13 protein-coding genes are annotated in these 13,538 nt (G+C 48.5%); 1 reads left to right on the plus strand and 12 read right to left on the minus strand.

What is annotated here, in order from left to right; all coding sequences use genetic code 11:
- Positions 1-10 precede the first annotated feature (10 nt).
- Complete coding sequence (locus H6570_21310; GenBank protein ID MCB9321833.1) at positions 11-1,378, plus strand: 4Fe-4S binding protein; 1,368 nt, start codon at positions 11-13, stop codon at positions 1,376-1,378.
- 131 nt (positions 1,379-1,509) lie between these two features.
- On the opposite strand, the gene atpG is transcribed toward H6570_21310, so the two are convergent.
- The 12 genes from atpG to H6570_21370 all read right to left on the minus strand — a co-directional run bounded on the left by atpG (position 1,510) and on the right by H6570_21370 (position 13,506).
- Positions 1,510-2,406, minus strand: a complete 897-nt coding sequence (atpG, locus tag H6570_21315) for an ATP synthase F1 subunit gamma (protein MCB9321834.1) — start codon at positions 2,404-2,406, stop codon at positions 1,510-1,512.
- A 22-nt stretch (positions 2,407-2,428) separates the two neighbouring features.
- Positions 2,429-4,033 carry a F0F1 ATP synthase subunit alpha gene (locus tag H6570_21320; GenBank protein ID MCB9321835.1) on the minus strand — a complete coding sequence of 535 codons (1,605 nt, stop codon included), beginning with the start codon at positions 4,031-4,033 and terminating at the stop codon, positions 2,429-2,431.
- 37 nt (positions 4,034-4,070) lie between these two features.
- Positions 4,071-4,622 (minus strand): ATP synthase F1 subunit delta, encoded by a 552-nt coding sequence (gene atpH / locus H6570_21325; GenBank protein ID MCB9321836.1) that lies wholly within the window; start codon positions 4,620-4,622, stop codon positions 4,071-4,073.
- Positions 4,623-4,625: 3 nt separating this feature from the next.
- Entirely contained in the window at positions 4,626-5,129 is a 504-nt protein-coding gene (atpF, locus tag H6570_21330) for a F0F1 ATP synthase subunit B (protein MCB9321837.1), read from the minus strand.
- A gap of 106 nt (positions 5,130-5,235) precedes the next feature.
- The gene (gene atpE / locus H6570_21335) at positions 5,236-5,445 is read right to left on the minus strand and encodes an ATP synthase F0 subunit C (GenBank protein ID MCB9321838.1); all 210 of its coding nucleotides are present in this window, start codon (positions 5,443-5,445) and stop codon (positions 5,236-5,238) included.
- A gap of 21 nt (positions 5,446-5,466) precedes the next feature.
- Positions 5,467-6,717: a F0F1 ATP synthase subunit A gene (atpB, locus tag H6570_21340; protein MCB9321839.1), complete on the minus strand. Its 1,251-nt coding sequence runs from the start codon at positions 6,715-6,717 to the stop codon at positions 5,467-5,469.
- Between the two features lie 167 nt (positions 6,718-6,884).
- Positions 6,885-7,091 (minus strand): hypothetical protein, encoded by a 207-nt coding sequence (locus H6570_21345; protein ID MCB9321840.1) that lies wholly within the window; start codon positions 7,089-7,091, stop codon positions 6,885-6,887.
- 307 nt (positions 7,092-7,398) lie between these two features.
- Positions 7,399-9,069, minus strand: coding sequence for a ribonuclease Y (gene rny / locus H6570_21350; protein MCB9321841.1), 1,671 nt, complete (start codon positions 9,067-9,069; stop codon positions 7,399-7,401).
- A 79-nt stretch (positions 9,070-9,148) separates the two neighbouring features.
- On the minus strand, positions 9,149-9,439 hold the full coding sequence (locus H6570_21355) for a cell division protein ZapA (GenBank protein MCB9321842.1): 291 nt from the start codon (positions 9,437-9,439) through the stop codon (positions 9,149-9,151).
- Between the two features lie 8 nt (positions 9,440-9,447).
- A complete protein-coding gene (locus tag H6570_21360) occupies positions 9,448-9,729 on the minus strand; it encodes a hypothetical protein (GenBank protein MCB9321843.1) in 282 nt (93 codons plus the stop codon).
- 47 nt (positions 9,730-9,776) lie between these two features.
- Entirely contained in the window at positions 9,777-12,221 is a 2,445-nt protein-coding gene (locus H6570_21365) for a phenylalanine--tRNA ligase subunit beta (GenBank protein MCB9321844.1), read from the minus strand.
- Positions 12,222-12,321: 100 nt separating this feature from the next.
- Positions 12,322-13,506, minus strand: coding sequence for an HD domain-containing protein (locus H6570_21370; GenBank protein MCB9321845.1), 1,185 nt, complete (start codon positions 13,504-13,506; stop codon positions 12,322-12,324).
- Positions 13,507-13,538: the final 32 nt, after the last annotated feature.

Raw genomic sequence — 13,538 nt, forward strand, 5'->3', positions numbered from 1 at the left:
AGAAACCAGTATGTCTTTCAGTAACCCGCACCCCCGGCTGACCTGGTCCCAGCGACTGGCTAGTGCAGTGGGAGCAACAGGCCTGTTGATTCTGGTTGTTGCCTGGTCGGGCATTGAATTCGCACATGCCGGATTCTGGTTAGCGGCCTCTTTGCTGTTGTTGGCCACGGGTACCGTCTGGTTTGCATTTGCCACCTACCGTGGTCACCCTGCCGGCATTAAAAACAATGGAGTTTGGTTTAATCTATTGACCAATCGAGGCATATGGGGATGGTGTCTCGGGATCATCATCACCGGACTTTATATCCTGTTGTATTTCTATCCCGGGTTATTGGGGTTACGCCCGGAAGGGCCCAATACCGGACTCATCGGTGTTTTTGATCTACTGAGCTTTTGGTTGAAGGGAAAGCCAGGTGGTCAATGGTTTGTTTATGGAACGCTTTACACGTTGGCTATCCTGATCTTCGGTGTTAAATTCATCTGGAAATACCGGCATAACCGATACCAGATCATACGTACCATCTCGGTCATGTTTTTCCAATTGTGTTTGGCCTTTTTGTTGCCGGAGCTGATGGATCGATTGAACCAGCCCAGCATGGACCTTAAAAACATGTGGCCGCTCAACTACTATTTTTTCTTTGACTGGAATCTGGATAAGCTGTTGAAGGATGGAAACCTTGGACTTTTTCTCTTCGGGTGGGGACTGGTTATGATCCTGGTCGTTTCGCCGGTATTGACCTATTTTTTCGGCAAGCGCTGGTATTGCAGTTGGGTCTGTGGATGCGGTGGTTTGGCAGAGACGGCCGGTGATCCATTCCGGCACCTCTCCTCTAAGACACTCCAAGCGTGGAAGATCGAGCGCTGGCTGATCTACGGTGTCCTGGTCTTTGCCGTGATCATGACCTTCCTCGTCATCTATACCTACATGACAGGCCGGGACTCCATATTATTCATCAATTCCTATGTGATCCGCGAATGGTACGGGTTCTTCATCGGGGCCATTTTTTCCGGCGTGGTCGGTGTCGGATTTTATCCCATCCTGGGCAGCAGGGTATGGTGCCGGTTTGGCTGTCCGATGGCTGCGATACTAGGTCTGCAACAAAAATTTTTCAGCCGGTTTCGCATCACGACCAACGGAGGCCAGTGCATTTCCTGTGGGAATTGTTCGACCTATTGTGAGATGGGAATTGACGTGCGCTGGTATGCGCAAAGGGGGCAGAATGTCGTTCGCGCTTCCTGTGTAGGATGCGGGATCTGTGCCGCTGTTTGTCCCAGAGGTGTCTTACGACTGGAAAATGGAAAGGTGGATATCAATCAACGCACCGACGAGCTCAGGACCATCCACGTACGCCTGGAAGATGTCACCGTGAACAGGTAGAAGGTTCTCAATCAGAATTTGATCAAAGCCCAGTGTCCAGGTGAATAACCTGGTCGTTGTTTTACCCAAATAAAAAAGGGCAGATCAAGTGACCGGCCCTTTCATTTCTTAGGATATTGTCATAATCCGGATCATCCGCCCAGTGCGGCAGCTCCGGCAACAATTTCGCTCAACTCGGTGGTAATCGCAGCTTGACGTGCTTTGTTGTAATTGATGCGCAGCTCTTTGAGCAACTCATCAGCGTTCTCAGATGCTTTATCCATAGCAGTCATCCGGGCGCCATGCTCGGAAGCCGCATTATCCAGTAAGAACCGGTGGAGCTGTACTTTCAGGATGGCTGGTACCAACTCTGCCAGCAGTGATTCCTCATCCGGTTCAAAGGTGTAATTGGGAACAATGTTTTGTTTCTTTTCTTTCAATGGTTTTGGTGGCGGTACCGGAAGGTACTGGACTGTTTCCGGGATCTGCATGGCTGCATTGCGAAAGCGTCCATAACTTACATCGATGATGTCAAAATTACCGTTGCGGAATTCATCCATCAGGAATGTAGCAAAGTCATAGACCTGGTCCATCTCGATTTTTTCACCCAGTTCCATGAACGAGCGATCCAGCAATGTGGGATCATAATGGCGTTTCAGGACATCCACCGCTTTCTTCCCGACTGGAATGATGCGGATGGTTTTATTCCTGACGGCCTCTGCATATTTGGAATCGATATGGTGGATGGCTTCCTTGACAATGTTACTGTTGTAGGCGCCACAAAGTCCGCGGTTGGACGTGATGATGATGACCGCCGGACGCATACCTTCCGTAGGCCGGTTGAAAACCAGCTGATCGCTATTATCCACGTACCGCATAACATTGCGAAGCATAGCCGTAAGCTTGTTGGCATAAGGCCGTGCTTGCTGGATGGCCGTCTGTGCTTTCCGCAATTTAGCTGCGGAAACCATCTTCATGGCTTTTGTGATCTGCTGGGTGTTGATCACCGATTTGATCCTTTCCCTGACTTCTTTTAGTTGTCCGCTCATGGCAATATCGGATTACTACCGGTTACTTTTTGTATTGTTTGCTGAGATTCGCAGCAACGGTTTTCACGATCTCCAGATCTTCATCCTGAAGCTTTCCTTTGCGGAAGTTGTCCAGAATGGATTGGTGCTGTTTTTCCATTTCGGTGAGGAACATTTCCTCGAACTCGCTCACTTTATTTACCGGCACATCACGCAACAATCCATTGGTTCCCAGATAGATGATTGCTACCTGCTTTTCGACCGGTACCGGAGAATATTGCGGTTGCTTCAGAATTTCCACATTGCGTTTTCCTTTATCAAGGACTGCCTGGGTGGCCGGATCAAGGTCCGATCCAAATTTTGCAAATGCTTCCAGTGAACGGTACTGAGCCTGGTCCAGCTTCAGGGTACCGGCTACTTTCTTCATGGATTTGATCTGTGCGGCACCACCTACCCGGGATACGGAAATACCCACGTTGATGGCGGGGCGTACACCGGCGTTAAACAATCCGGATTCGAGGAAGATCTGTCCGTCCGTGATGGAAATAACGTTGGTAGGAATATAAGCTGAGACGTCACCTGCCTGGGTCTCAATGATCGGCAGAGCAGTCAAAGAACCTCCACCTTTCACCAGTGGTTCCCCATTGGCATCTTTGGCATTTTTCAGGGAATCCGGCAGGTCATTCATGTTTCTGGCTACGCTGTCGTCGTCGATGATCTTGGCAGCACGCTCCAGCAATCTGGAGTGCAGATAAAACACGTCGCCGGGATAAGCCTCACGTCCCGGTGGACGGCGCAGCAGCAGGGATACTTCACGGTAAGCCACCGCTTGTTTTGACAGATCGTCGTATATGATCAATGCCGGCCGGCCGGTATCGCGGAAAAATTCACCGATAGCGGCACCTGCAAAAGGTGCAAAGAACTGAAGTGGTGCCGGATCAGCCGCCGAAGCGCTGACGATGGTGGTATAGTTCATGGCACCGGCTTCTTCCAGCGTCTTGGCAACCTGCGCTACGGTAGAAGCTTTCTGTCCGGAAGCAACATAGATGCAATAGACCGTTTCGCCCTTTTCGAAAAATTCTTTCTGGTTGATGATGGTATCGATGGCGATAGCCGATTTTCCGGTCTGGCGGTCACCGATGATCAATTCCCGCTGGCCACGGCCGATCGGAATCATAGAGTCGATGGCTTTGATACCGGTCTGCAGCGGTTCATTGACCGGTCTGCGGTAGATAACCCCGGGAGCTTTGCGCTCCAGCGGCATTTCGTATTTGATGCCGGTGATCGGTCCTTTACCGTCAATCGCTTCGCCAAGCGGATTGACAACCCGACCAATGTAGCCTTCGCCAACCTGGATGGAGGAGATGCGACCGGTACGACGCACAGTAGAACCTTCCTTAATATCATCGCCAGGTCCCATCAGTACGACCCCGACGTTGTCTTCTTCAAGGTTCAGCACGATAGCCTGAACGCCGGTCTCAAATTCCACCAGCTCATTGGCTTGTGCCTTGTTCAGACCATAAATACGGGCAATACCGTCACCTACCTGAAGGACAGTCCCGATTTCTTCTAATTCTGTTTCTGATTTAAAACCGGATAATTGCTGTTTCAGTATCGCGGATATTTCATCTGGTTTTACATCAACCATATCGAGTGCATTAAAAGATGTTAACGAATGATAGGCGTTAAGCCACTTGTTTATTGATTAATTGTTTGCGCATGGTCTCCAACTGATGGTGAACCGAAGCGTCATACATTTTATCGTCAAATTCAAGAATAAATCCACCGATCAGTTCCGGATTAACTTCCGGTATCAGCTCGATGTGTTTACGGGTCACCTTGCTTTCAGCCAGTTTAGCCTTAACTTCTTCAAGAAATGCTGTGGAGACCGGGCTGGCGGTGATGATCCGGACGGTAGTGATCCCTTTCAGGGCTTTGTACTGCGTCTGAAATTCATAAGCCATCTCCGGCAGGTACATTTCACGACCCTTGCGCACCAACACATGCAAGAAGGCAAGTGTCAGGGCATCAAATTTTCCTTTAAAAAGCACATCCAGGATAGACTGTTTCTTGCTGGTATGGATGATCGGGCTTTTGAGCATCAGGTAAAAATCACGGCTTTTCAATGCGGTGATAAAACCATCCACATCTTCCTTGACCCGCTCGAGATTTTTCTGGTCAATGGCCAGTTCAAGCAGTGATTTTGCGTACCTGGAAGCAACACGGGTTACCGACATGGATTAAGGATTTAATTCTTTAACCAATTTTTCGACGTAAGCCGTTTGCTCTCTATCCTGTTCCAGTTGCTTGCGGATCACTTTCTCGGCAATATCCAGAGCCATGGCGCCTACCTGATTTTTCACTTCCAGCAGGGCAGCTTTTTTCTGGCTTTCGATCTCGGCACGAGCGCTGGTAATGATCCGGGAGGATTCCTCCTTGGCGGACTCGCGTGCTTCGGCGATGATCTCGTTCTTAACTTCTTTGGCTTCCTTGAGGATTTTTGCCCGTTCTTCACGCGCTTCGATCAGCAGGCGCTCGTTCTCGGCATGCAAATTGGACATTTCCTCGCGTGCTTTTTTGGCTTCGTCCAGGGCATTCTGGATGTCCTGATCTCTTTTTTCAAGGGAGCGGGCTATCGGGCCGAAGGCATATTTTGCCATCAGCCACCAGAAGATACCAAAGATGATCAGGGACCATAATGCCAGTCCCGGTGCCGGTTGAAAAGGTGCAAATAAAAGCGTCATTTTAACTGCTTTTAATTTATAGAGTTCCTTAAAACAAATTTCAATGAAAGGATTGACAGCGCAGCCAACCGCTAAACCCTGTCAATCCGTGTTGGGATAATTCAAATTATCCCTGTAACATAAAGATGGACAACAGGATAGCGATCAGGGCAGCGCCTTCTACGAAGGCAGCCATCAGGATCATACCTGAACGGATGTCACCGGCAGCTTCCGGTTGACGTGCAATACCGTCCATGGCTTTTCCACCGATCAAACCAATGCCGATTCCGGCACCGATTACTGCAAGTCCAGCTCCAATAGCAATTAAAGATGTCATGATCTTAACTATTTATATAAATTAATGATGTCCGTCATCTATTGCCGCACCGATATAGGATGCGGTCAGAATGGTAAATACAAATGCCTGTACGAAGGCTACGATCAGCTCGATGGCCATCATAAACATCGTCAGTGGAACCGACATAAATGTTCCTACGACGCTGCCTCCCAGGCTTTCTCCCGCTTTGCCAAAAATAAAGATCAAGCCGATGAAGCTCAGGATGGCGATGTGTCCGGATACGATGTTCCCGGCCAAACGAAGCATCAGGGTGATAGGCTTGATGAATACTCCCAGGAATTCTACGAAGGCCAGTAATGGCTTTACGAAGACAGGTACACCGGGCATCCAGAATATGTGCTGCCAGTAGTGTTTTTTACCACTGAAACTGACCACCAGAAATACGAGAATCGCCAAAATGCCGGTCACGGTAAGGTTACCGGTCACGTTGGTGCCACCCAGAAAGGGAATCTGGCCAAACAGATTTAATCCCAGGATAAAGAAGAATAAGCTCATCAGTAAGGGCAGGTATTTCAGATAACGGTCTCTGCCGATAAACGGAATGGCAACTTCATCGCGGATAAAGGTAAACACGGGTTCCAGCCAGGACTGTACACCACTTGGTGCCTTTCCATTTCGGCGGGTATAGGCCACAGCCGCCTGGCGGAACAGCCAGAACAGGATCAGTGCCACCAGGATCATGGAAAGGACATTCTTGGTGATCGAAAAATCATAGAAAGAGGTGAATTTACCTCCAAACATTCCGTTGTCCAGCGTCGTTCTGGGATCCAGCGGATATTCGGTACCCTGGTAGTTCAGGAAAACCACTTCATCGTTTTCATCATTGATGTGCTCGGTGAAGGAGTGTGGTCCTATTTCCACCAGATCGTTCGGAAAGGAAGGGTCTTTGATCCGGTGTACGTTTCCTTCAAACAGTACATAGCGGTGGTATGCATACTCACCATTGTCGTGCTCGCCGGGATGAAATCTGCCGGAAGAGAAAATGTCCAGGCCTTCATCCTTGCTGTATAGGATCATCGGTAGTGGGATGCGGATGAAATCCAGAATGGTATAAACATTGGCATCGCTGATGTGGTGCAGGGCAGTAGCTGTGGGGTCAAAGGCGGCAGGTCCTTCTTCATGGGATGCTTCAGCATGCGTAGCATCTTCCTGGTGTTCATCGGATTCGTGCTGTGCCCAGCCGGTATATGGCAGACTGAACAGAGCTGCAATCAGCGGCACAATAAGGTAACGGTGGCTTAACATGCGCATAAGGCCTTTTTCAAAATCCGTGCAAAGGTATAGATTCTCCCTCTTATTTCAGCTATAGTAAAACACTTTTTTCCCCTTATATGTGCAAGTAAATCAAGCTTTTAGCTAGCCTGACCGGGTCAGTATGACCTTATGGGGTTTTGCAGATAGAATGGAGTGCCAAATAGTTAGTGGCTTTCGACCTGAATTTCAGAATATTTGGCTAGAAAGTAATTTCCGGAAAGACCGGTTAATGTAACATTGGTTACGCAGGAGAAAACCTGCCAGGCGTCATGCTGTACATCGATCAGCACGTAAAACCGCCGATGAGTTAAAACGGTGAATACCACATTCCCGGACTGTGCCAAATGAATCTTTGCAGATAAATAGTTCATAACAAACCAATGATTCAAAATTATATACCGAAATTATAAAATAACAAAGTATATAATATCGAATCTTTCGCCCCGTGCCATTCTTTGAGCATCACGAAAGGATACATATTCTTGGCCACCTCACCCTGTGAAATCAGGTACCTTGGAGATAGTCGGATCCAGAGGGGAATTTTCTAATCATCAGTGAAGGAAACAGAAATGGAAATCATTTCTTCCAAAATAAGAGACCACTCTATTATTCCTGACATTGACTCGTGGAGCTACTGTTTGCAATCAGTAGCTCCTTTTATTTCAGGCCAATGCTTGATCAACGGGCAAACGCCGTAGCCCGTTTTTCGCGGATTACGGTAACCTTGATTTGCCCGGGGTATTGCATTTCGTCCTGGATCTTCTGAGAGATCAGGAAGGAGAGATCTTCGGCATAGTTGTCGGTTACTTTTTCACTTTCCACGATGACACGAAGTTCACGGCCTGCCTGCAGGGCATAAGCCTTCTGTACGCCGTCGTAAGACATCGCCAGCTCTTCCAGTTCGCCGATGCGTTTCAGGTAGCTTTCCAGGATCTCCCTCCGGGCGCCCGGGCGTGCACCCGATATGGCGTCACAGGCCTGGATGATCGGGGAGATGATGTTGTTCATCTCGATCTCGTCGTGGTGCGCACCCACCGCATTGAGGATGGCCGGGTGCTCTTTATGTTTTTCACAGATCTGCATACCCAGGATCGCATGTGAAAGTTCTGACTCCTCCTCACTTACTTTTCCAATATCGTGCAGCAGCCCCGCGCGTTTTGCCATTTTGACCTGTTTAGGGTGCAGGCCGAGCTCGGCCGCCATCGTAGCGCATAGATTGGCTGTTTCGATGGAGTGTTTGAGCAGGTTCTGACCGTAAGAAGACCGGAACCGCATCCGGCCAACCATTTTGACCAGATAAGGGTCCATGCCGTGGATATCCAGATCAATGACTGTACGTTCGCCGATCTCGACGATCTGCTCGTTCAGCTGTTCTTTCACTTTCTGTACAACCTCCTCGATACGGGCCGGGTGGATACGTCCGTCGGCGACCAGCCGCTTCAGGGCCAGGCGGGCAATCTCCCGGCGGATGGGATCGAATGAGGAGATGACAATCGCCTCTGGTGTGTCGTCGACTACGATCTCGGCACCGGTTGCAGCTTCAAGCGCGCGGATGTTTCGGCCTTCACGACCGATGATCTGGCCCTTGATGTCGTCGGAATCCAGGTTGAATACCGATACGGTGTTTTCGATGGTGTATTCTGCGGCCATCCGCTGGATGGTCTGGATCACGATCTTCTTGGCATCTTTATTGGCAGTGGCTTTTGCCTGCTCCATGCTTTCTTTAATGAAGGCCATGGCTTCTGACTCGGCTTTGCCTTTGACGGCTTCCAGCAGTTGTTCTTTAGCTTCCGTTTCGCTCAGCTTGGCGATGTTTTCGAGCAGGCTGATCTCCTTCTCTATGGATGCATCCAGTTCTTCTTTTTTCTTGGCGACGATCTTCAGCTGTTTATCCAGATTGTCGCGAACCGCATTCAGTTCGGTTTCCTTTGAGTCAATGGAATCGATCCGTTGTTTGAATTCATCCTGCTGCCGCTTCAGTTCTTTTTCCTGGTCAGCGACAACTACCTCGCGCTCCTTCAGTTCGATCTTATGCTGGGCCTTTTCGGAATCAAATTCAGATCGCAGTTTGTTGAATTTGTCTTTGGCTTCCTGGATTTTCTTCTGCTTGATGCGTTCATGGTTGTTTTCAGCATTGGACAGTAGTTTATCGGATTTGGTCTCGGCCTCGGCTACGATGCGTTTGGCGGTTACACGGGCTTCCTGGATGGCCAGGTCGGCCTTCTGGTTTATCTCTTCTATTTTGGATTGATTGGACTTGTTGAGGAGCATGCGGACGATAACGAATCCGATGCCGGCACCGATTACCAGTCCAATAATCAATCCCAAACCTAAGGTACTTGCTTCCATTACGTTGTATATTTTATGTTATAAATGGAGCCAGTACGATCGGACTACATCAAAAAAGTAGGAGAAAGCACACCTGTTTTTAATGGAGCAGGGACGTCAGCAATTCGTCAAGCTTGCCCAGCCGGTCGGACAATTGTCCTTCGGCATTGTTCAGCCTGGCTTTATATAAGTCTACGGCATACGTTAAGAGTGCCATAGACAGGCAATCTTGTTTATCGCGATTGGAATAGGTACGCTGAAAATATTGGATTTTATCATTGACTTCTTCTGCGATCTTCATAATGGCAGAAGCATCTTCTTCATTCACTTTCAGCGGATAGGATCTTCCCGCGATGTATACTTGTATGCTCTTTGCTTCTTTTCCCTCCATGAGGTGGCTTAAAGATTATTCATGAGCTTGATGCACTCGTCGATTTCTTGGATATACCGGTCAATCTCCTCCCGCACTTTTCCCTTGGCTTCTTCATCCAGGGCGTTGGCACCTTCAAAGGTCAGAGGCTGAATGGCCTGATTCTTCGTTTCTTTCTCAACGAGCAATTCCCGCAAGCCGATATTCTCCTTCACCAAATTGGCATTTTCTTCTTTGATGAGTTCTATCTTTCTGGCTAATTGCTTTATTTTAAATTCAATGGTTTCTATATGGTTTACAATATCTGACATTGTCCAAAAATAATACCTTTTTACAAGTTTTGGAATCCCGTCATTTTTTAACCTTTCCGCAGAACCGCTCCCGCTTCTTTCTCCAGGGCTGAAATCATACGCTGCATGATCTTTTCGATCTGCTTATCGGTCATGGTTTGTTCCTTATCTTCCAGCAAAACGTAGATGGCATAGGACTTTTTGCCTTTGCCCAGGGCTTCTTCATTTTTGAATACGTCAAACAGTCCTATCTCTTTGATCCGCACCGGATCTGTATTGCGGATCACCTCCTGGATCTGCGCATAGGCGACGGAATCATCGACCACCAGGGCCAGATCACGCCTGACTACCGGGAATTTTGACGGGTCGGCTACCTGTATTTTTGATTTTCCTATCGAAGGGAACAGATTTTCCCAGAAGATCTCTCCGTACCAAACGTCCGGCTTGATACCCATGTCAGCACGGATGGATGATTTAATTGCCCCGGCCACCCCGATCAGTTGATTGTCGTGCATCCACTCCAGACCATATTCCAGATGGGGATGTTCCATGATCTCCGTAACCCCGTCCGGAAAGACGCCGGTGATCCGGAATATTTGCTGTATGTGTGCCTTGATGTCGTAAAAAGTGAACGATGGCGATTTGCCCGTGATCCAGTTATCGTTGAATTTTTTGCCGCATAAGGTCAGCTGGAGTCGCTCGGATTCAATAAAATCCTCCTGTTTTCCGTATACCCTGCCAAACTCGAACAACTGGATCCGTTGTGCCTGGCGATTCAGATTGTAGGCTACATTTTCCAAAGCCCCGGGGACCATGGAGGCCCGCATGGCATCCAGCTGGATGTTGGAAGTATTGTTGATATAAACCAGAGAGCCTACTTCGGCATGAGCCCACTGTTCATAATATTTCGAAGGACTTAATGAAAGCGACATGGCTTCCATGTATCCGTTAGCTGCCAGATAATCAGCCACCCGGTTGCGGGTGAAATGCGGACTGGGATAATCCGAATAATTGAACGTATAATGGACCGACTCATCAAAATCTACCCGGTTGAATCCATACACGCGCAAGAGTTCTTCAATCAGATCGACTTCCCGCTGTACATCAATTTTATTGGTGGGCACTTCAACCGTCAAGCCCCCTTCATGGATGTTTTCGATGCTTATCTCCAATGCATTCAGGATGTCCCGGATATCCTCTTTGGTCAGATCCACACCAATCAGTTTACGGATATTCTCGTATTGAATGTCAATTTTGACCGGTTCTATCTTTTTGGGATAAATATCTATTGGGTGGGAAGAGACCTGGCCACCTGCGATGTCCTGGATCAGCTGGACAACCCGCTTAAGTGCGGTGACACAGATATTCGGATCAGAACCTTTCTCAAAGACCATAGCTGCGTCCGTACGCAGGAAATGCTTCATGCTGGTACGCCGCACCCATTTGGCATTGAAGTGGGCGGATTCGATAAACAAATTGACCGTGTTGTCGGTTACACCCGAATCTGCACCGCCAAATACACCGGCTATACACATGCCTTTGTTTTCACCATCACAGATCATCAGATCAGTCGGCAGCAATGTCCGTTCAATTTCATCCAGGCTTAAGAATTTGGTGCCTGCAGGCAGGGTCTGGACGATGATCTTTTTACCCTTGATCTTATCGGCATCAAAGGCGTGGGTAGGCTGCCCCAATTCGTGCAGGACAAAATTGCTGATGTCAACAATATTGTTGATGGGTCGGAGCCCGATGGCCTTAAGCCGGTTTTGCAACCAGTCCGGTGATGGTCCCACCTTCACCCCGGTCAGGGTAATGCCTGCATAGCGGGGACAGGCGCGATGGTCGGCTACCTCCACCTCGATTTGCATATCCAGGTTGTCGATATTAAACTGTTCGCCCGACGGGATCTTGATCTTGCCGGTAAATCCACGGTTGACCCGTAAGTAGGCAGCCAGATCTTTGGCAACGCCAAGGTGATTGGTCGCATCAGAACGGTTAGGAGTTAAGCCTATTTCAAATACCGTATCCCGTTCTACCGGAAAATACTGAATGGCTGGCTTCCCGATCTCATAGCGGTCATCCAATACCAGGATACCAGCGTGGCTGGTGCCCAATCCAATTTCGTCTTCCGCACAGATCATACCTTCAGATAATTCGCCCCGTATCTTGGCTTTGTTGATTTGAAAGGGCTCCCCGTTCGTTGGGTGAATGGTCGTGCCTACGGGTGCCACCAGAACCGTTTGGCCGGCCGCCACATTGGAGGCGCCACAAACGATGGATAAATCTTCTCCTGAACCGATGTCTACGGTGGTCAGGGATAATTTATCTGCGTTGGGATGCTTCTCACAAGTAAGCACCTTGCCAATGAGGATACCTTCCAGACTGCCGGGAATGGATTCGAAAGCTTCCATACCTTCCACTTCCAGGCCTAAGCCGGTGAGCATATCTGCCACTTCTTCAGCAGGATAGTCGATATCCAGGTACGCTTTCAACCAGTTATAGGAGATTTTCATCCAACGTATCAATTTGCGAAGAGCAAAGATAGGATTATAGGTCCAGTATAATCGGAAACTGTGTAAGATTCACACGTGGAGAACCGGAATTACCGGATTACTATAGGGTATTGGCACCACTGAGAAAGGCAATCATAAAGGCAAACGCCGTAATGACAATGCCATACATGAAGAAATTGTAACAATGGCGCAGATAGGTGTATTTCTGGCCCAGGGCTTTACCGAGATAAAATAAGTCACGGGTTATCGACTGATCCAGCCGGTCATCTTCTGCGACAATGTGCTTGATCCCGCGTTCGTAATCTTCGTACGTCATTTTGAAGAAGTTGCCAAAGAAAAACAGATTGGATTTGTTTTTATCGATGTCTTCCTGCAGGGTTATCCCGGACATCTTTACGGGCCGCGTAGCCAGGGTGGCGAAGATAATGGCAATGACACACACCACGATGAGCATCAGCGTTGGTATCAGCAGTTGCTGGTTGCTTTTCAGGATGCTGCCTAAAAATGGCAGTGAAATGGAAAGGATCAGTGCATTGACGGAAAGCATGTGATTTGCCTTATTATCCGCAATCGAACTGAGGTTTACGTGATTCCGCAAGGATGTCTTGAATTGATTTTGCGCCGGGCGGTTTTGAGCCAGCGACCGGGAAAGATGCGAACTCGGTCTCAGGGCCTTGGCTTGTTCCAGCAATTGTTCCTGGCGCTTAAGCAGCAGGAGATCCAGGTTGGCTTCCTTGCCTTTGCCCAGCAGTTTTTTTCCTTCCTCCGAATAATATTCATGATGGGTGAAGAAGTCAATATTGGTTTTCAGCCATCCTTTTTTCTTGATCTTATCATCGTGTATGGCTGTCAATTCCTGTCTCAACCTCTCGGACCATATGGCATAATCGGGATCAGCCAGATTTGCGACGTCGGCATCTTTGAGCAACGCCTGCAGGTGGGTCGTCGGTTTGACATCCCTTCTGGTTGCCTCAATCACCTGACAAACGGTCTTGATCGTACCTTCCGGCACCTCATTTTCTTTGAGGAATTTGCGGGCAATATCTTTGGATTGATCTTCATGCTGATCGTAATCGTAAATGAATCCGGCATCATGAAATAAAGCGGCGAGCAATAGTATCTCCGTATCCTCCGGATTGAGTTTAGCCATATGGCCTAACTTCCGGGCTTGTTCAAAGACTTTCTCAGTATGCTCCCAGTTGTGATAAGCATATTCGGGTCCCAATTCCCGGTGTAGTAAATCCTTGACAAAAGCTTCAGCGATGGAAATCCGATCTGTGGCCATACCTTTTAAAAACGCTTCCAATCAAAGGTAAC

It is taken from the genome of Lewinellaceae bacterium (genome assembly GCA_020636135.1).
In the GTDB taxonomy this organism is placed as follows: domain Bacteria; phylum Bacteroidota; class Bacteroidia; order Chitinophagales; family Saprospiraceae; genus JAGQXC01.